Annotated in this window: 19 protein-coding genes; 6 read left to right on the top strand and 13 right to left on the bottom strand. The window is 37.5% G+C overall.

What is annotated here, in order from left to right; all coding sequences use genetic code 11:
• Window positions 1-170: 170 nt before the first annotated feature.
• From BDR01S_RS09000 to BDR01S_RS08980, 4 genes are all read right to left on the bottom strand, one after another.
• Entirely contained in the window at window positions 171-407 is a 237-nt protein-coding gene (locus tag BDR01S_RS09000) for a hypothetical protein (protein ID WP_066255952.1), read from the bottom strand.
• Window positions 407-727 (bottom strand): heavy metal-binding domain-containing protein, encoded by a 321-nt coding sequence (locus tag BDR01S_RS08995; protein ID WP_066255955.1) that lies wholly within the window; start codon window positions 725-727, stop codon window positions 407-409. The genes BDR01S_RS09000 and BDR01S_RS08995 overlap by 1 nt, the downstream gene beginning before the upstream one ends.
• A 130-nt stretch (window positions 728-857) precedes the next feature.
• A complete protein-coding gene (gene helD / locus BDR01S_RS08990; protein WP_066255958.1) occupies window positions 858-3,167 on the bottom strand; it encodes an RNA polymerase recycling motor HelD in 2,310 nt (769 codons plus the stop codon).
• Window positions 3,168-3,668: 501 nt separating this feature from the next.
• Window positions 3,669-4,541, bottom strand: a complete 873-nt coding sequence (locus tag BDR01S_RS08980; RefSeq protein WP_066255963.1) for an SDR family oxidoreductase — start codon at window positions 4,539-4,541, stop codon at window positions 3,669-3,671.
• 210 nt (window positions 4,542-4,751) lie between these two features.
• Here BDR01S_RS08980 and BDR01S_RS08975 point away from each other — a divergent pair, with 210 nt between their 5' ends.
• The 5 genes from BDR01S_RS08975 to BDR01S_RS08960 all read left to right on the top strand — a co-directional run bounded on the left by BDR01S_RS08975 (window position 4,752) and on the right by BDR01S_RS08960 (window position 8,248).
• Window positions 4,752-5,192: an Rrf2 family transcriptional regulator gene (locus BDR01S_RS08975; protein ID WP_066255966.1), complete on the top strand. Its 441-nt coding sequence runs from the start codon at window positions 4,752-4,754 to the stop codon at window positions 5,190-5,192.
• Between the two features lie 150 nt (window positions 5,193-5,342).
• On the top strand, window positions 5,343-6,200 hold the full coding sequence (locus BDR01S_RS08970) for an SPFH domain-containing protein (protein WP_066255969.1): 858 nt from the start codon (window positions 5,343-5,345) through the stop codon (window positions 6,198-6,200).
• A gap of 13 nt (window positions 6,201-6,213) precedes the next feature.
• Window positions 6,214-6,369, top strand: coding sequence for a type II toxin-antitoxin system antitoxin (locus BDR01S_RS24845; protein WP_082797367.1), 156 nt, complete (start codon window positions 6,214-6,216; stop codon window positions 6,367-6,369).
• Window positions 6,370-6,621: 252 nt separating this feature from the next.
• Window positions 6,622-7,074: a C40 family peptidase gene (locus BDR01S_RS08965; protein WP_066255971.1), complete on the top strand. Its 453-nt coding sequence runs from the start codon at window positions 6,622-6,624 to the stop codon at window positions 7,072-7,074.
• 169 nt (window positions 7,075-7,243) lie between these two features.
• Complete coding sequence (locus BDR01S_RS08960) at window positions 7,244-8,248, top strand: DUF3231 family protein (protein WP_066255974.1); 1,005 nt, start codon at window positions 7,244-7,246, stop codon at window positions 8,246-8,248.
• 104 nt (window positions 8,249-8,352) lie between these two features.
• On the opposite strand, the gene BDR01S_RS08955 is transcribed toward BDR01S_RS08960, so the two are convergent.
• Window positions 8,353-9,054: a YoaK family protein gene (locus BDR01S_RS08955; protein ID WP_066255976.1), complete on the bottom strand. Its 702-nt coding sequence runs from the start codon at window positions 9,052-9,054 to the stop codon at window positions 8,353-8,355.
• A 205-nt stretch (window positions 9,055-9,259) separates the two neighbouring features.
• On the opposite strand from BDR01S_RS08955, the gene BDR01S_RS08950 reads away from it, so the two are divergent.
• The gene (locus BDR01S_RS08950; RefSeq protein WP_066255977.1) at window positions 9,260-9,763 is read left to right on the top strand and encodes a CarD family transcriptional regulator; all 504 of its coding nucleotides are present in this window, start codon (window positions 9,260-9,262) and stop codon (window positions 9,761-9,763) included.
• 83 nt (window positions 9,764-9,846) lie between these two features.
• Here the strand turns inward: BDR01S_RS08950 and BDR01S_RS25295 are convergent, their stop codons facing one another.
• From BDR01S_RS25295 to BDR01S_RS08915, 8 genes are all read right to left on the bottom strand, one after another.
• Window positions 9,847-10,005 carry a hypothetical protein gene (locus BDR01S_RS25295; RefSeq protein ID WP_157406131.1) on the bottom strand — a complete coding sequence of 53 codons (159 nt, stop codon included), beginning with the start codon at window positions 10,003-10,005 and terminating at the stop codon, window positions 9,847-9,849.
• Between the two features lie 11 nt (window positions 10,006-10,016).
• Complete coding sequence (locus BDR01S_RS08945; protein ID WP_066255980.1) at window positions 10,017-10,370, bottom strand: DoxX family protein; 354 nt, start codon at window positions 10,368-10,370, stop codon at window positions 10,017-10,019.
• A gap of 310 nt (window positions 10,371-10,680) precedes the next feature.
• Complete coding sequence (locus BDR01S_RS08940; protein WP_066255983.1) at window positions 10,681-11,229, bottom strand: NADPH-dependent FMN reductase; 549 nt, start codon at window positions 11,227-11,229, stop codon at window positions 10,681-10,683.
• A 213-nt stretch (window positions 11,230-11,442) separates the two neighbouring features.
• A complete protein-coding gene (locus tag BDR01S_RS08935) occupies window positions 11,443-15,426 on the bottom strand; it encodes a S8 family serine peptidase (protein WP_066255986.1) in 3,984 nt (1,327 codons plus the stop codon).
• Between the two features lie 185 nt (window positions 15,427-15,611).
• On the bottom strand, window positions 15,612-16,274 hold the full coding sequence (locus BDR01S_RS08930; protein ID WP_066255989.1) for an amino acid ABC transporter permease: 663 nt from the start codon (window positions 16,272-16,274) through the stop codon (window positions 15,612-15,614).
• Window positions 16,275-16,286: 12 nt separating this feature from the next.
• Window positions 16,287-16,925 (bottom strand): amino acid ABC transporter permease, encoded by a 639-nt coding sequence (locus BDR01S_RS08925; protein WP_066255992.1) that lies wholly within the window; start codon window positions 16,923-16,925, stop codon window positions 16,287-16,289.
• Between the two features lie 89 nt (window positions 16,926-17,014).
• The gene (locus BDR01S_RS08920; protein ID WP_066255996.1) at window positions 17,015-17,821 is read right to left on the bottom strand and encodes a transporter substrate-binding domain-containing protein; all 807 of its coding nucleotides are present in this window, start codon (window positions 17,819-17,821) and stop codon (window positions 17,015-17,017) included.
• Window positions 17,822-17,835: 14 nt separating this feature from the next.
• On the bottom strand, window positions 17,836-18,564 hold the full coding sequence (locus tag BDR01S_RS08915; RefSeq protein ID WP_066255998.1) for an amino acid ABC transporter ATP-binding protein: 729 nt from the start codon (window positions 18,562-18,564) through the stop codon (window positions 17,836-17,838).
• Window positions 18,565-18,913 lie beyond the last annotated feature (349 nt).

Raw genomic sequence — 18,913 nt, 5'->3', positions numbered from 1 at the left:
TTGAAGATATTGACAATTTTGTGTTAAATATGAAGATTTTTCCTAAAAAGCTGGCGAACAGTGACTGTTACTGTTCGCCAGCTTCTAAATCCCTCCAAGCCCTATTATTGCTAAAAAAAATGACTACAAATTAATTGATAATTTGAGTCACTTTTTACATTTTTAGTTAATCATTTTTCCTTTTTATAAAAACGCTCTCCAGTGAGCGGGTTATAGTACACCCTTGTTTTCTCATTGGTGATTGGGTCAATGTTTATTTCATCTGTTTTTTCAAATCCTGCGGGCACTTTTTCACCCTGCCGACCTTTGAATCGTTTGTCATAAATAAACACTCCTAATAAAATAAACACAATAACAGCGATGACTTGCAAGCCGTAATAGGTGATAATTATCCAAAGTCCGTTCATTACATTTTCTCGACTACTACTGCCGTACCGTATGCAAAGATTTCAGTCATATTTTTTCCAGCTTCTCCTGAGTCGAACCGAGTCATGACTATTGCATTGGCTCCCATCGCATTGGCATTCTTGATCATCCGGTCCATGGCTTCTTTTCTCGAATCCTCTAGCATCACAGTATATTGTTTAATTTCTCCGCCTACCAACCCTTTTAAGCTTGCCATAATATCCGCACCCAAACCGCGGCTTCTAACGATTAAACCAAAAACAGGTCCTTTAACTTCAACCACCTTGTAACCTGGGATATTTTCTGTAGTTACTACTAGCATACAATCACTCCTATTAAACATTTTAAGATATATGAATGACCTTACCTCATTATGGCGCATCCATTTTTCCTTATTATACCATCAAAAAGGTGTCAGGCACCCTTCAATAGGTGCCTGACACCTTTTTTTTTCACATTTTATCGAAATGGATGGATTTAACTTTATTTAATAGTAATTCTGACGGCGCACTCGCATATAAATACAACCGATGCATCGGTCTTGTCATGGCTACATACAACAATTTGATGTCTAATTCTTCCTCTCTGTATGACTCTTCTAAGGTAATAATCAGTACGGCATCAAATTCTAATCCTTTTGAAAGGTACGAAGGTAAGATCACTATGCTGCCCTTTTTCATATCTTGTTTTTCTTCTAGGAGCTGAATTGGAAGTTTGCTATTTTCAAGCATTTTATGTATTCGTGTGCACTCTTTGTCGGTTCTTCCAATAATCGCAATCGAGTTTAGCTCTTCCTTTTTGAGTAACTGAATATCATGTTCAAGGATTGCTCTTATTTGTTCTAAATTGGCAGGGTCTATTTTGGTTAACCGGGGTTTGTCCCCATGGCGAATGACGGGTTCTACTTTTGGCAAGTCTTTATCCATGATGGAAAGAATATCGTTTGCTAAGTGCATAATCTCGACTGTCGTTCGATAACTCTTTTGTAACGTTTGATAGTTTGCATTAGGGAAAATATCGTTTTTTAGCGGTTCCCAACTATTCAACCCTCGATAAGAATGAATCCCTTGGGCTAGGTCACCGACGATCGTAAACAAATCTGTTTCAAAACCTTCTTTTAATGCGGCAAATTGGAAATAACTATAGTCCTGGGCCTCATCAATAAAAATACTTTTCATTTTATAGGGTTCTTCGAGCCCTTCTAGCTTTGCCTTCATATAAAATAATGGTGCTAAATCTTCGAGCTCGAGCGCCTTTTTAGCAAAGATCCTTTGACAATAGTTACTTAACCTCGTGCAGTCTGCCTCGGAAAGTGTACGCGAATATTTTTGCAACAGTTCAGGCGATGCCATAAGTTCCTTATAAAGCGTAAAGATATCTTTTTTAACAAAAGCAGCCATATAATTTTTTATCGCGACCTTGGACTCTTTCTCCACCGAACTGATTCTCTTTTCTTTTGAATCCATGAAATTGACTACTTTTTCCTTTCTTTTTTCAGACTCCGGCCTGCTGCTAAAAAGGAGCTTTTCTAAAGCATCGTCATATTTGCTATTAAGTTTAGAAAGAATCAGCGATTTTTTTAATCTTAAATCATTGGCTAATAAATTTTTAATTTTATCCAGTCTCTTATAGATAGGTAAGTATTGAAATTCATTTATAAATAGTTTTTTTAGTTTCGCGCCTCTCATCAGGCGTGATTTTTCAATCATAAAGTCCTCGGAAGGTGCCAAATTATACTCAATTTCTTTTAAATAGTGGTCGATTAACTCTTTAAAATCTAGCGACCCTTTATAACTGGAAACCCATTGGATCATTTTTGATTTTTCATTTCCGTTTATAAGAGCCATTAATTTTGAATTAGGCGATATTAATGTTAATTTCTTGCCTAAACAATTTCTCATAAATTCAATATAGGTCGTTTGCTTTATCTTATTTACTCCTAAATCTGGCAGAACGGCGGAAATATAATCGATAAATAATTTATTAGGTGCGAGAATCATCAATTTTTCTGGAGGAAATCGATATCCAGATGAGTAAAGAAAGTAGGAAATTCGATGGAGTGCAATGGTTGTTTTTCCACTGCCGGCCGCTCCTTGGACAATAATGGGGTGTTTAAGTGAAGCTCGAATAACTTCATTTTGCTCATTTTGGATGGTCGCGACAATTTCAGTTAAGCGATTGTCTGCTTTTCCTGCTAAGGATTTCTGCAATAACTCATCATGTGTGGTTAAGTCGATATCTCTAATATCTTTTAATAATCCTTTCTCGATATCGTACTGTCGCTTTAGCGATAAATAACCACTTTGCGTTTCCCCGTAAGCGTCATAAGTGACATTCCCAAGCCGTCCATCATAGTAAACATTGGCAATTGGTGACCGCCAATCGACTATAATCGGTATCTGATTGACACGGTCAAATAGTGAAGCTTTGCCAATATATAAAATCTCTTCGATGGTGTCACCACTGCTTGTAAAATTGATTCTTGAAAAGTAAGGTTTGCCGATGACGCTTGATAGCCGTTCCAATTCACTCACGGCCAATTCTAAATACTGAGCATTCGTCAGTAGGTTCATGTAACTTAAACTACTGTCTGATGTGTCCAAATCAGCAAAGGCCTCTTTTAAATTCTCAACGAACTGTTCTTTATTTCCCTTCGACATTTCCAAAACACTTTTAATATATTCCTTAGTAAACTCTAGGCGCTCCACTTCTGATTGATAATCTTTATGGTCACGAATTGTTTTTTGTTTTTTCGAGCTCATAGTCTTAATCCGTCACCTCTCCATATGGGTTTTATAAGGGTGGAACAGCACAAAAAGAAACATCTACCCTTTTTAGTAGATGCTATACTTAAGATTGGAGTTATATTTTACCATTTGATAGATGTTTAATCAACCTACTTTTAGTTAATGGTTTTACCCTTTGAAAAAGAGTAAAACCATTAAGAAAATAATCAATCCTATTAAAAAAATAGGACCCAGACCCGTACTATATACAAAATATATTCGAATATTAAGAAGGGCATGAATAATAAGAATGATCAGTAAGCAAAACAGCAAAAAAATGGTTAGCTGTACATTTTTATTCCGATTTCGATTCAAAGAATTGGCTCCCTCCTAGAAGCTCTACAGGGATACTTAATGGACGAACTTACTCTTGTTTTTTATATAATTATTTTGGGTTGGTTTGAATTATTCCTTTCGGTTCAAAAAAAACCCGACCTCTGATTCACTCAGGAAGGTCGGGTCTTCATGGAATTTAGCTTACTTTGTTTGAGATATTTCGTTCACAATTTGAGTTAATGCCTCACTGATTGGCGTAACCGGACGTCCGAGAACCTTCTCAAAGTCATTACTTTCCACTGCAAGTGAGCCATTTCGAATACTCTCTTGAATTCCAACTACAATTGGAATGACAAAATCCGGTAAACCTAACCCTTTCATGATTTCGGCATACGTCTCGTCAGATACTTGCTGTACAGGTATTTCTTTACCCAATACAGCGCCAAGAGCAGCTGCTAATTCTTCTTGAGTTAATAGAGGAGCAGAAAGTTCATATACCTTATTTTCGTGACCGTTTCCTGTAAGCACAGCTGCTGCGGCATCTGCATAATCTTGTTGTAGTGCCCAGCCCACTTTACCTGTTCCTGCTGATGTTACCCACGGAGCACCTGCTAACGCACCTTGAATGCTTCCAATTTCGTTTTCCAAATACCAATTGTTACGCAAGAAAGTATATGGAATTCCTGTTTTAATTATTGCTGCTTCTGTCGCAACATGGGGCGGCGCCATTAAATTTTTGCTTTCTGTTGCATTTGCCAAACTTGTATAGGCAATAAATTTCACTCCCGCCCGTTCAGCTGCTGCGACTGCATCTGTATGCTGACGGATCCTTGTTTCATTGTCACCATCAGCAGAAATAATTAATAGACGATCAATTCCAGCGAAAGTCGTATCTAAGTTTTGCGGCTGATCAAAATCACCTTGGCGAACCTCTACCCCGCGAGATACTAATCCCCCTGCTTTTTCGGGATTACGGACACTGACAGCCAATTGATTCGCTGGGACAGTCTTTAATAAACTATCCACCACTTTTGATCCTAATTTACCAGTTGCACCTGTTACTAAAATTTTCATTTATTTTTCCTCCTTGTGCCACAGGGATGGTCCCTGTAACCGACTTAATTACCTGTAATCATCATAATAACATGTCGGTCGTTTGTCAACTAAAAATCGCTCTATATATTTTGTTCGCAAATTTGGTATAATACACTTGTAATCAAATTGATTACATTTCAATATTCTGGTGATATTAGAATATATAGATCATTAGGAAGGTGAAGAAAGATGTCGATCAGCAGCCGTTTTGCGGTTGGGGTTCATATATTAACACTCCTTGAGGTAAATAAAGGCGGGGTAAACTCCTCCGAGTTTATTGCGGGAAGTGTAAATACAAATCCAGCTGTCATAAGAAAAATAATGGGCATGTTAAAAAAATCAGGGTTAATAAATGTACGCCCTGGAATTGCAGGGGCTGACCTAGCAAAGGATCTATCGATGATTACCTTGTTGGATGTATATAAAGCCGTTAATGTTGTTCAGGAGAAAGAATTGTTTAGCATCCATGAAAATCCTAATCCTGAGTGCCCTGTTGGCAGAAATATTCAAGATACGATTGGTCCTCTGTTTTCAAGTGCTGAGACAGCAATGGAGAAAGCGCTTGGAAATGTAACCATTGCGGATGTAGTAAAGGATATTTCTAAAAAAGAAAAATTGAATACTGTATAGGAAACGACATCCTTTCATGGATGTCGTTTTTTCATGCATCAGATCAGATTTTCTTACCCAAATATTTTAATGTGATCCCTTCTTTTACAGCTAACTATGATATAATTATGATATCACTTTTATATCACTAATTAAATTGGAGGAAATGTAATGAGAGAAAAATCAATATTTAAAATGAATGGGTTTGCCGCACTTATCATTGCACTATTGTGCATCGGCTTTGGAATCTTTTTAATTGCTACTGGAACTATCCCTGAAAAAATAACTGGTGGATTCGTCATTATTATAGGATTGATTGTTGCAACAAGTTTAACGATTGTTCAGCCCAACGAAGCAAAAGTATTAACGTTCTTTGGTACCTATCTCGGTGTAATCCGGGATCAAGGATTATGGGCCACAATCCCCTTTACTTTCAAACGAAGTGTTTCCCTACGAGTGACAAACTTTAACAGCGAAAGGCTAAAAGTAAATGATCTAGAAGGCAACCCAATTGAGATTGCAGCTGTTGTGGTTTATAAAGTGAATGATGCAGCAAAAGCATTGTACGACGTTGAAAACTATGATAAATTCATTCAAATTCAAAGTGAGACCGGTCTTCGTCATATTGCGAGCAGATATGCCTATGATTCATTTGATCATCCTGATAACCCATTAACGCTTCGTCAAAATAGCGATGAAGTCGCAGACGTACTTATGTATGATTTGCAAAAAAGACTAGATGTTGCAGGTGTTGATGTCATCGAAGCCAGAATTATGCATCTTGCCTATTCTTCTGAAATTGCTTCTGCCATGCTGCAAAGACAACAAGCGCAAGCAGTATTATCCGCTCGAAAGGTGATTGTCGACGGTGCTGTAGGGCTTGTAAAAGCTGCAATTGACCAACTCGCAGAGCAAGAAATTGTTGAACTTGACGAGGAGAAGAAAGCGCAGATGGTCAATAACTTAATGGTTGCGATTGTCTCTGAAAAAGGTACGCAGCCGATTATCAATACAGGAAGCATCTATTAAGGTTGTGTAGTAAATGAGCAAACGAAAATCATTTCCGCTTCGGATTGACCCGAAGTTATATGAAGTGCTGGAAAAATGGGCTGAAGATGAAATTAGAAGCGTCAATGCCCAAATCGAAGTCATCTTAAAAGAGGCAGCCAAAAAGTCTGGAAGATTAAAGAAAGAATAGACCAAAAAGGTGGAATTAATATTAGGTTAAATGTGGTCAGTCCCTTGGCTCATTAATAAAGTCGTACAGCAATTGCTGTACGGCTTTTTATTGTTCATTTGAATTTTGAGCTCACTCTTTATGAATTAAAGGAGACAAGCATAAAATTATTTCAGAATAACTATCGTAATATAATTGTAATATTGATGTGATGTCACTGTTACACCTTTCTAGTATATTGAACCTATCAAATCACACTAGGAGGTAACAATCATGCTAAAGAAATTCATTGCAGCATTTGTCATCATCGTTTCTTGTGGCTCTTTGTTTGCTAACATGGGTGATAAAGCGGAAGCGGCTTATTATAATACAAAGGCAGTTGCGGTTGCAAAGTCTAATTTAGGAGTACCTTATCGTTGGGGTGGAATGTCAACCAATGGTTTTGATTGTTCAGGTCTAGTTAAGCATTCCTATGCAAAAGCTGGAAGAACGCTAAATCGTACCGCCGCTCAAATGTACTACGGAAACGGATATCGTATCTATAATAATATACAACCGGGTGATTTAATGTTCTTTGCTCCAACCAAAGCAAGTCGACCGACACATGTCGCGATGTATATCGGGAATGGTAAAATGATTATGGCTTCTTCATCAAAAGGAGTAATGATTACAAGCACAAACAATTCATATTGGCATCCAAGATACGTTGGAACTAAACGCGTGTAAAGACCATCCTAGATGGTCTTTTTTCTTACCTATATATTCTATTTGCTATATCCCCCCTTACGAAAATTCTAAAAACAACGAAAACTCCCTCTACTTATCCACCAATTCGTATTTCATAAAATAATATCCTAATGGTTACATTATAATAATAAAACTAGGGGGGTTTAGCATGAAGACTTCAAGTCAAGCGCCTATTACATCATCAGAATTAGCTAATTTGTGGATAGCTTTTCAAGAAAAAACCATGATGCTTAGAGTATTGGAACATTTTATAGAGCACGCCGATCATGAAGGAAAACAACTGTTACTGTCACATTATAATGGTGCCACCAAAAACATTGAGATGATTACAAGTATTTTTCAACAAGAAGGAGCAGTAATTCCGATTGGTTTTACGGAAAGCGATGTAAAAAAAGGCGTTCCAAAATTATTTGATTTCTTGTATGATATTATGTATTTATATTTGATGACTAAAGTGGAAATGAGCCTTTATGCACTTTTCACAGGTATGTCTTACCGAAAGGATATAGAAGATCTTTTTATCGGCATGACTACTGAATCCCAATTAATGAACAGCCAAGCAACTCAATTCCTGCTGGAAAAAGGTGTACTGGTACGTCCACCTTTTGTTTCCATGCCAAAACAGGTAAATTTTGTTCAAGACAAAAATTATATGGATGGGTTTAAGTGGTTTAGTGATGAAAGATCCCTGAATACAGTTGAAGTTTCACTAATCCATCATGCGATTGAAACAAACCTTGTAGGGATGCAATTAATGATTGGCTTCGCGCAAGTTGCTGCTGATAAAGAAGTTCAAAAATATCTTACCGAAGGAATGGAATTATCCAAAAAAATTGAAATAGATCTAGGTGAATTCTTACGCCAAAGTTATATTGAGCCCCCCGCTACTCATGCTGGTAAAGCAACAGCATCAAAAGTCGCGCCATTTTCTGACAAATTGATGATGTACAATACCAATTTGTTAACTTCATTTGGGCTCGGAAGTAATGCATTAGGAAGTGGATTCAGTTTACGGAGTGACTTGCCCGCAAAAATGGCTTTTAATGCAAAAAATATTTTCACTTTTGCTCAAGATGGGGGAAAGATTATGATCAAAAATGGCTGGATGGAAGAACCACCACAGATTGAGGATCGAAATCAACTAACTAAATAAATGTTTTATAGCACAGCAAAACTAACCTAAAAATAGGCTAGTTTTTTTCTTTTTACAGTGTCTTCTTTTACCCCTTTCCTATTGCTCCATACACCACTTTTTAATTATTTTAATTTCAACTTAATGGTTTCACTCAAGTACCCTCTATCCCTATGATACAAAATAGTTGCAATTACTAATATTCCCGATGCGATAAATATAGAGAAGTTCCCCAAATAGGTGGTTGAAAATGTCCCTGTCAACGCTCCAAATAAAAAAGAAAGAATGATCATAAAAAATTCTATGAATTGTTTTTTTGCTTCCAGATTTCGTTCTTTTATTGCCAAGTAGGCGGCTTGTGTCGCCGTTCGAAGATTACCTGTTGTTATTGTTGAGTTATAGGCCCACTTGTCCAATTTATCGAACGTCGAAATCTGCAAGGAAGATACAAATGCTATACACACGGTAACCACGATGTTTGGCACACTTCTTGGCAACAGACCTACTGTAATTAATACCAAGCATTCTAAGATAAGGATCGATCTTCGATAGCTATGTAATAGATCGCGTACATGAGGAGTCTTTACTATTTCTGAAACCAACACACCCAAAATGAAGGCGATAATAGGCGGAATAAAAAGTAGAGAGCCTCTCCAATCCTTGCTTGCTGCTTTTACAGCCAGTAATACCATATTTCCCGTTTGCGCATTGGCAAACACTCCATCGCGGCTGATAAACGTATAAGCATCAAGAAACCCGCCAACTATGGCTAACAAAATACCCAAATAAATGGAGTTGGACGATAACGAAGGGATTTTATCTTTCATTTTGTATCTCCTTGATTCTCTTTATTAACGTGAATAGTATTTCCAAGAAGGAACAAGAAAACCAATTTAAATGTGGTTAGTTCACAAGAACCGTCAACCTGGTCCTCTCGGGTAATTTGTCAACCAAATTGACGATTCAACAAAAAAAGAAGTATAATGAACATAGTCATCCTAATTAGAAAATAGTTTGAAAGGGGTTTGCGCTTTGTTTAATATTGGTGATTTAATTATTTATTCAGGACATGGGATATGCCGGGTAGATGAAATCTGTGATAAGACCTATACCGGGATTACTAGAACGTACTACGTTTTACATCCCATTGAAAATAATCATGATTTGACGATCAATACCCCTGTGGATAATGACAAAACCTTGATACTGAAATTAATAAATAAAGAGGAAGCTGAAAAAATATTAGAGTCGTTTCATTCGGCAGGAATTAATTGGATAGAAAAATTGCATTTGCGGGGTCAAGTTTATTCAGACATTGTGAAATCCGGTAATCGTATGGATATTGCTAAAGTAGCCAATACCCTGCTTCGGAAAAAGGCTGAAATTGAAATGGCTGGAAGAAAGTTTTATGAACAAGATAGCAGAATTTTGAATCCTATTATAAATATCCTTTTCAAAGAATTGGCCATTGCACTCAATAGTTCACCTGAAGCCATTATGGAAAAGGTTAAGAGCATTTCCAATGGAACTGCCTAACTATAACAACCATCAAAACCATCCTAGCACGTTAATAAAAAACGCCAACCCATTGAAATGAATCAATGGGTTGGCGTTTTTTATTAAGTTAATGAGAGGATTTCACTTTCCCAGTGAGCACTAAAGATAACAAAGGCTTTGGGGTTAAAACGTTTGCCCAATTCAGATAAGAAATGGGAATATTCATTTTGTTGAACTGCTAAAAATGGTGAACCATGCCCTATTAATAAAGACGGGACCAAATAAACTCCTCCTACCAACGTCCAATTGCTACAAATATTGCCAAGGCTAATAAAATGATATTCATTCCGATTGCCTGATTCTCTTTCCTCTTCAAGTGAAACCCAGCTGCCAGAATCATGACTACCCCTAGTGCAATTGCTGCAATCGGTGTCAGGATTGGTGCGATTCCTATTGCATAAGGTACGATCAATCCAATTCCTCCCAGCAGCTCTGCTATACCAATAAATTTAACCAAGCTTTTGGCAGAATCTTTTACCCACGGCATGCTGGCCTTCGCTTTCTCATAATAAAAAGCCTTCATTGATCCGGCCATAATAAAGGCTAATCCTAAAATAATTTGAACGACCCATAATCCTATGTTCATACCTCAACCCTCTCCTTTTATACTGTTTTTGTAATGATTCTTCTCCGACCGAAAAACACGACAACAGCTAAATTAGAAGAATGATAAGCATTAGAACAATCCCAAAACCTTTCTCTGCATTGATATGAGAATGAATACTCCATTATGCCTCTTTGTGTCCATGCATGAATGGGGCTTAACACATTTACAGCATTTAGATGAGCTTTACGCGGCGAAACAATTAGAAAATGACAATTAAAAAAGAACTCTTCTACTAATGTAGAAAAGCTCTCGTTTTACGACAATACGTGTCCATTGATCCAACTTTTTTTCAGACCGACTTTACAAAATCAATAAACGCATCTACTTTACTGTCTAAGAAACTAAGTGTCCCTTCATCAACCAACTTCCCAGTTTGTTCATCAAACTTCTGATTCGCCAAACCAATCAGTACCTCATTTCCTCCAGGTGGAAGAATCTTAGCCTGAATACCAGGTGCTGCTAGAATTTCACGCAATTGCATTTGGGCACGAACGGTTCCTAGCAGGCCAAGGGTCGCACCTAAAGCCATTACAGGTTTACCAATGAAAACCTTGTCCACTCTAGAACTCCAATCTAACGCGTTCTTTAAAACACCAGGAATGGACCAATTGAATTCTGGAGTAATGATGAGCACCCCATCGGCACTTGCGATTGCCGCTTTAAATTCCTTGACAGCTTGAGGTGGGTTGTTTTCCTCGTCTTGGTCAAAATGAGGCAGAGAACGGATGTCGGCTATTTCAATATCCATTTTGTCCTTGTAACGATCTTGCATTGTTTTAGCAAGCTGCATGTTATACGATTCTTTTCTTAAACTACCTACAATTGTTACGATTTTCATGATGTACCTCCAAAGTTTTGTTGATATTTTTGTCTCAAAAGCACCAGTAGTTCGATGTTGTCCTTATCTTAATTAATATAGAACATTATTAGTATTGTCAAATAATTTGCTGCCCTGTCATCCAAATACAAATCCTCCTATTAAGAAGTGCTATACAAAAATCCTGATGCCTGCCAAGTGGCCATCAGGATTTTTGTTTTAGTTACATAGTTTTTATTTCTTAACTAATGTAAACTGGGTTACTTTAAAAGCATCAATATTTATTAATGCGCTTTTTGCTTTGCTAGTCTTTTTACCAGTGGCGACAATCTTTATTTTGTGTACTTTATTAACGAGACTTTGCTTGTTAAAAACAATCGCTTTGTACTTACGGCTAGATGAGTAAAGGTCGATTCGCTTTACTTTTACACCATCAATGTAAATATCAGCTTTTCCCATATTCTTATCTTTAACCGCATAAACTGTGATTCCCGTTCCGCTAAATGCATATTCTAGGGATCCGGCACTTCCTTTGGTTTGATTTATCGTTCCTCCGGAAGCCTTGGTATATTTCGGTTTGGTCCAAATTCCTGAATATTTAATAGCGGCATTTGTATTTTCAACCATTTTTGCTGTTTGGACGGAAAGAGATAGACTATATTGGCCCGAACCTTTTAACGCAGAAGGAACAATATAATATAATCCGGATTTCGATGGTTTAAATACAATTTTTTCAGAAGAAGCAGTCCCCTTCGATTTTTTCAAGGCAGTTGTACCATATATAGTAGAGGTACCAACATTAAATAAAGAAAGATCAAAATTAGCTGCTGAAGGCCCAGACAAGGTGATTTCATATGTTTTTCCCTTGTCCAAACGTTTAGACCAAACGTCATAAATATCCTTTGTGTTAGTATTCAGACTTCCTTTAACGGTCCCTGCTATTGGCAGACTTCCTTTAATTTCATCATCATAAACAAAAGTGATAGGTGATGAAAAGGGAGTTTCCCATTTCTCTTTTGTATGAATAACTACCGAATAGTTATAGGATTTTCCTGGCAGTGCAGTGGTGTCCGCATAACTTGTTGAAGTAAAAGGGTTTTTATTAATCTTTACATAGTTCGCTTGTGAAGACTCTTTCCGATAAATGCTGTAGGATTCTGCCCAACCGACACCTGACCATGTAATAACAGGAGTTTTCTTCCCCTTATCGTAGTACGCTTTTAATGACACAGGATTACTGCTTACAATGAATTTATCTAAATTGATCCCTGAAGCACTTTTTCTCGAAGCGGGATCGTTTATACCAGTCCAGACAATTTTTACAGTGTGTCTGCCGTAAGATGCAAAATCCTTTTTATAGATTGTTTGTTTTGCTTTAAAAGTATCTGCATAAAGTGATGGAGAGGCAATCTTACTACCGTCGATATAAATATCGGCAATCCCTTGCGAAGGATCTTTATACCCTTGCCACTCGAACCTGTATCCAACAAAAGAAAAGTTAACTTCCCCCATTGAATTCAGGGTATTTGCAGTATTACCTGAATGCTTGGGATTAAATACAGGCGTCCATCCCCCTAAGAAAGTCATGGAGTTTGAATCATCCTCATACGTTCCTCCAAAATTACCAGTGAAAAGCTTATAGTCCCCTGCACCTTTGTAGGCATACACATCGACAAAATAAATCCCAGTTTTAGGAGCAGTAAACTTAATTGATTCATTGGATGTTTTTGCATTCTCAGAGTAGGCAACCATTCCATTCGTATTATTTATACTTGTTGTTGATTCATTGAACACATACAAATCAAAATCGGTCCCTGCTTTGCCATTCAAAGAAAGCGAAAGAACCTCTCCTTCTTTTAAAGACAATGCATAAACATCATTTTTATCTGTAGTCCCATCTAGTTTGTCGTTTTGAATGCTATTCTCCAATGGAATTCCGGGTGTTTCATTGTCATTAAAGTTATCTAGATTTGAAGTTTTAACAATTTTTCCGCTGCTAACGCGGCCTTTTAATGTTTCTAGACTCTTTCCTTTTGCACTTGTATACAGCTTAAGCATTTCCGGCGACATGCTTGGACGTAATCCTAGTAAAACTGCTGCGGTCCCAGTAGTATGCGGGGCCGCCATCGATGTTCCACTATAATAATCAAATGCTTGTGAATAATCAGAAACATATTTAGAATTTATAACTGTTCCGGAATCATTTGATTTAATAAAATCAGCAAAGTAGTAGGGTGTCTCATATCTATTTACATCATATTTGGTATTTTCATAGATTCCACCAGATAAACCTTCCACATTCAAACTTGGTCCCCTATCCGCATAAACTGTTAAATGCAAATAATCCTTAACAAATGGGGATTTCTCTTGACCAGATAGGGCATTCTGTCCAGTTAACAGCAATTCCCCACCATTAGATAGGTAATTCTTTAACATATCCGCATCTGTTGTTGTTAAAGTGGTACCTTGCTCAGAAAAGAACCCAAGACCGTTTCCTGTAAACCATATGACCCCATCGTAGGAAGACAAGTCGCTGCTGTTCAGGTAATCTGACAGAGATGAATCAGAACTAACCGTAATTGTTTTTAGTGAGGGATGGTCAGCCAATAGTTTTTGATAAACAGGCAAATAATTTTTAAATAGGGCGCGAAGTTCTGGCTCATTCTTAAATAATTCTGCAAGATCACTTTCATCATCTTGGACAAGAAGAATTTTTTTGTTCGGATCGATTAAGTCTAAATAACTTAATGCTTTGTTGAAAGCTTCTTGCCTTTGTGACTCGGAATTAGTTTCTCCCCTGTGTGCATCTGAATATTTTTCGTACCCAATGCCATCAAAGATCGCTTTATAATTGTCCCCGGAGATTTGTGCGGATGCTCCCGGCTGTTCAAGATTCAATGATTTTGTCAGCTCAGCTAATGGGAATTTCGGAACGGTACTTAAAATATCAACACCTGGGGCAGCAACGTCTACCGAATTGGTGCCATAATTTGAGAAAGGTGCTAGTTTACCCTTGTTATCAACAGCAGCAACTGCCAATATATTCGCATTTTCAAAGCTTGCAGGATAAGATCCGCCAAAATCGTTATCCATTGCATCATTACCTGCAGCGGCGACAAATAAACATCCACAATTCCCGATAGCTTCTTCAAGTAATGGGTCGTATTCTTCTCCGCCCCAACTGTTATTCGTTATTTTTACACCCATCTTTTTTGCGTAAGAAATGGCCTCGATGGCATCTGATGTTGTTCCCCCATCAGGACCTAAAAATTTTATTGGTAAAATCTTTACGTTTGTAGCAACACCGACGACACCTTTATTATCCTTTGTAGTTGCTCCTTCTAATTCTGCAGCAATCGTTCCGGAGACGTGTGTACCGTGCTCATCTCCTTCAAGTGCATCATAGACAGTATTATCATCATTATAAAAATCCCATCCATTAACATCGTCAACATAACCGTTTTTGTCATCGTCGATATTATTGGCCGGTATTTCTTTTGTGTTCCTCCAAATCCTCCCTTCTAAGTCAGGATGGTGGATGTCTACACCCGTATCAATGACCCCGACAACCACTTCTGGTAGTTTTGAACTGAATTTCTTCCAGCCTTCAGGTGCATCGACATCTATATCTGCTAATCCATTAATCTCTTTAATAGACTGTCCAGAATTGTTCAGGCCCCATAATTGCTCATAATAGTTAGGAGAATTGTTGGTGTCAGAAGCATAATATTTGTAGTTAGGTTGTACGGATTCAATCGTTACATCTTTTTCTAGTTTATTTATGAATTCACTAGTACTTTGACCAGCAGGGATCTTTACAACCTCTGCATTTAAAGATTTAAATTTCTGCTTGGATTTTAAAGAATATTTCTTCAGAACTGTACTAACTTCCCCAGTCGTCACTTTTTTTTTATACTTAATGATTAATTCGCCTGTTTGATATTTATTCGTACTTTGGGAGTCTTCAATATTCAATTTTGCCTTAATCTCTTTTTCTAGTTCACTTTCTTTATTTTTTTTAATAGGAACCATTTTGTTTTCTGTCACTAATCCTTGAATTTGGCTTTTTCTAATGTTTTTACTAGTGTTCACTTGCGTTTCATCCATTGCGAAACTATTAGTTCCTGTTTGAGCTTTTGTCTGCACTGCTGCTGTGAAAATAGTTGAAAATAACAGAAGGGCAGAAACAGGTAAAGCTAAAAATGTCTTTTTCTTCAATACTTGCACCCCTTTAAAAGATTAATAGTAAATTTAATCTATTCTTGTAAAATTATACATTAATTGAGAATCCAATATTAATAAATCGGACGACAAATTTCTATCTTTAGTATTTGATAGATGAATTATTTTGAGAAAAAACTCACTTATAAAAAACTCCGGCCCACATACTGAGCCGGAGTTTCTTACGTCTGCTTTAATTCTAGCCGTCGAGCCACTAGTGACAAAGTATAATTAACGATAAAGTACATCAACGCCACCATGACAAAGACAGGTATCACATACGACCCCTTTTGCGCGTAAATAATTTGTCCATTGTGCAATAAATCCGGTAAGGCGATAACCACTGCTAAAGATGTGTCTTTTAGCAAAGAAATAAATTGACTCACCAAAGGAGGAACCATTCTTCTCAGCGCTTGGGGCAGGATGATATAACGTAAGGTCTGGATGTAGTTCAGTCCAGACGCACGTCCTGCTTCCACCTGTCCTTTTTCGATCGAGTTTAAACCGCTTCGGATAATTTCTGATATCATAGCAGATTCAAAAACCGTCAAGGCTGCGATTGCCGCTGATGTAATTTCCATTTCAATTCCTATTTCGGGTAATGCAAAATAAGTGAAGAAAATGATCAGCAATAAAGGAAGGTTACGAATGGTCTCAACAATCAAGGCAAGTAATTTCGAAACAACGGGAATTCTCGCATATCTGAGCGTCCCTATGAGACTGCCAATAATGAAACTAAGCACAATTGATATGGCAGCAACCTTTAAGGTAACCGCAAATCCTTCTAGTAAAAATTTAAGATTGTCCAGTGTATATACTTCAATGAACGGTGCTAGAAACTCCATCTATGCACCTCCTTAATTACTTTTAGCCATGCGTTTTTCTAAAAATCCTACGCCAAGGCTTAAAGGTATCGTTAAAATTAAATAAAATAAGGCCACGAACACATAGGTATCAAATGTTATGTATGTCTTTGCCGATATTAAATCTCCCTGATACATTAAATCCCCGCCTGCGACGACTGCTAACAAAGATGAATTTTTTACTAAATTGATAAATTGGTTGCCAAGTGGAGGGATGACAATCTTTATAGCTTGAGGGAGAATAACCATTCTCATTGCCTGACCATAACTCAATCCTGTCGACCGAGCGGCTTCCATTTGTCCTTTTGGAACAGACATAATCCCGGCACGTATGGCTTCGGCAATGAAAGCGGCTGTATAGATAGTTAAACCAATTGTTCCTGCTGTCATTCCACCAAAGTTTCCAGATAAGTAAGTAAAAAACACGATAACTAGTACAGGTATATTTCGGATAAATTCAATGTATACCGAACCCAGCCAGTTAAGAAGTTTAACTGGGGCAATTCGCATAACCGCAATAAGTGTTCCTAAAATAAAACTCGATAATAATGCTATTAAACTGGAAATAATCGTTATTTTTAATCCTTCTAAAAATGAATCGAAATTATTCGTTAGTATCGAGAAATCCAGCAAACGATCTCCTCCTAATGAATCAGAATGAGCAGGTCCGTCACCTTGAAGACGAACACTGCTCAACCTGACATGAAACCGGTTATAGATAGTTAATTTTTAATCCATTTATCCTTAATTTCATCGTACTTTCCTGAATCCTTCAAGCTTTTTAAAGCTTTATTCAACTCATCGACAAGCGCTTGATTGCCTTTTTTAACAGCTATTCCGTAAGGCTCTTTTGTAAATGTTCCTCCGACTAGTTCAAATGACGGATCTTCTTCTGCCATCCCATAAAGGATTGCATCATCTGTGGTCAGGGCGTCACCCTTACCTGACTTTAAGGCTGTAAAAGCTTCTGCATAGTTTTCGAATTCTAGTACGGTTGTTTCAGGGGCTTTCTCACGAATATTTACAGATGAGGTCGAGCCTTTAACAGCCAGCACCTTCGTTCCTTTTTTCAAGTCTTCAATACTCTTAATCTTGCTGCCTTTTTTCACTAGCAATGATTGTCCGGCATCAAAATATACATCCGTAAAATCGACTTCTTTTTTACGCTCTTCGTTGATAGTCATCGTCGCGACAACCGCATCAACTTTCCCATTATTTAGAAGACCTACCCTTGTTTTAGAAGTCACCTCCACATACTCAGGCTTAACATTTTTGCCAAACATTTCTTCTGCCAGTGCTTTAGAAAGGTCAATATCAAACCCTTCCACCTCACCAGTTGAAGGATTTTTCAATCCAAACAAACGAGTATCATGTTTTACTCCAAACACAATTTTTTTATCTTCTTTGATCTGGGCAAGTACATCCTTACTGCCTTCCTTAGAAGCCTTGTCCCCGCCGCAACCAGCGAGAAATAAGGCAGCCATTGTTGTTACTAAAGCCATTTTTACGAAATTTTTTCTTTTGAACATTCCTTTACCTCCAATTAATGATTTAATATACGGCTGAGAAATAAGCGAGCCCGTTCTTCACGCGGGTTCTCATAAAATTCAGCCGGAACTGCTTCTTCCAATATTCGCCCTTCATCCATAAAAACAATTCGGTCAGCAACTTCTCTGGCAAAGCCCATTTCATGGGTCACCACGACCATCGTCATGCCTTCTTTGGCAAGGGCCTTCATCACATCTAATACCTCGCCGATCATTTCGGGATCGAGTGCTGAGGTTGGTTCATCGAAAAGCATGATTTCCGGTTTCATTGCAAGACCGCGAGCGATAGCCACACGTTGCTGCTGACCACCTGAAAGCTGGGAAGGATAAGATTCGGCCTTATCTAATATGCCTACCTTTGCCAGATAATGCTTGGCAGTATCCTTAGCCTCTTTTTCGGATAGACCCAATACTTTCATGGGAGCTAGAGTTATATTTTCAAGCACTGTTTTGTGGGGATACAAATAGAAATGCTGAAAAACCATGCCAATATTTCGCCTTAGCTTATTGATATCTGTTTTTTTATCCCCTACTGATATTTCATTTACGGTGAGTATCCCGTCAGAGATTGTTTCCAGATGATTGATGCAGCGCAGCAAGGTACTTTTTCCTGAACCGGAAGGACCTATTACGACGACTACTTCCCCTTGATTGATTGTGAGATTAATATCCTTTAAGACATGAAAATCCCCATAGAACTTATTTACCTGCTTAAATTCAATCATTCCTGACCTCCTGATATAAACCTATTAAAGACACAAATTCCATTTTTGGAAATTTTCAGAATAAGTTAAATTATATTAATATGTTGTCGAATTGTCAAATGGTGACAATTTACCTAGTTTATTCCTGAATTAACACTTTCTTCTTTTTCGAAAGCGTATCTATATATCTAATGCACTAGAAATTTCAAGTAAAGCAATCTACTATTCTGTAAAATTAGGTTAAATATGTACGTTATCTAGGAATAATGTCACAGTCCTATTTTACTCATAATTTTAGTTCATCAAAAAAGTCGCCCAAGTACGGATTTTTTGCTTGTAAACAGCAATTTATAATTCAGAACGGCCCCCG

Origin of the sequence: Neobacillus drentensis NBRC 102427, assembly GCF_001591445.1 — a bacterium.
Classification (GTDB): domain Bacteria; phylum Bacillota; class Bacilli; order Bacillales; family Cytobacillaceae; genus Neobacillus; species Neobacillus drentensis.
Note: the sequence above shows the minus strand (reverse complement) of the source record. Positions and strands in the feature narration are given on the sequence as shown.

Bases quoted from the DNA above. Each gene is read 5' to 3' on its own strand.
- BDR01S_RS09000 (WP_066255952.1), bottom strand. From the start codon at position 407: ATGAACGGACTTTGGATAATTATCACCTATTACGGCTTGCAAGTCATC.
- BDR01S_RS08995 (WP_066255955.1), bottom strand. From the start codon at position 727: ATGCTAGTAGTAACTACAGAAAATATCCCAGGTTACAAGGTGGTTGAA.
- helD (WP_066255958.1), bottom strand. From the start codon at position 3,167: ATGAGCTCGAAAAAACAAAAAACAATTCGTGACCATAAAGATTATCAA.
- BDR01S_RS08980 (WP_066255963.1), bottom strand. From the start codon at position 4,541: ATGAAAATTTTAGTAACAGGTGCAACTGGTAAATTAGGATCAAAAGTG.
- BDR01S_RS08975 (WP_066255966.1), top strand. From the start codon at position 4,752: ATGTCGATCAGCAGCCGTTTTGCGGTTGGGGTTCATATATTAACACTC.
- BDR01S_RS08970 (WP_066255969.1), top strand. From the start codon at position 5,343: ATGAGAGAAAAATCAATATTTAAAATGAATGGGTTTGCCGCACTTATC.
- BDR01S_RS24845 (WP_082797367.1), top strand. From the start codon at position 6,214: ATGAGCAAACGAAAATCATTTCCGCTTCGGATTGACCCGAAGTTATAT.
- BDR01S_RS08965 (WP_066255971.1), top strand. From the start codon at position 6,622: ATGCTAAAGAAATTCATTGCAGCATTTGTCATCATCGTTTCTTGTGGC.
- BDR01S_RS08960 (WP_066255974.1), top strand. From the start codon at position 7,244: ATGAAGACTTCAAGTCAAGCGCCTATTACATCATCAGAATTAGCTAAT.
- BDR01S_RS08955 (WP_066255976.1), bottom strand. From the start codon at position 9,054: ATGAAAGATAAAATCCCTTCGTTATCGTCCAACTCCATTTATTTGGGT.
- BDR01S_RS08945 (WP_066255980.1), bottom strand. From the start codon at position 10,370: ATGAACATAGGATTATGGGTCGTTCAAATTATTTTAGGATTAGCCTTT.
- BDR01S_RS08940 (WP_066255983.1), bottom strand. From the start codon at position 11,229: ATGAAAATCGTAACAATTGTAGGTAGTTTAAGAAAAGAATCGTATAAC.
- BDR01S_RS08930 (WP_066255989.1), bottom strand. From the start codon at position 16,274: ATGGAGTTTCTAGCACCGTTCATTGAAGTATATACACTGGACAATCTT.
- BDR01S_RS08920 (WP_066255996.1), bottom strand. From the start codon at position 17,821: ATGTTCAAAAGAAAAAATTTCGTAAAAATGGCTTTAGTAACAACAATG.
- BDR01S_RS08915 (WP_066255998.1), bottom strand. From the start codon at position 18,564: ATGATTGAATTTAAGCAGGTAAATAAGTTCTATGGGGATTTTCATGTC.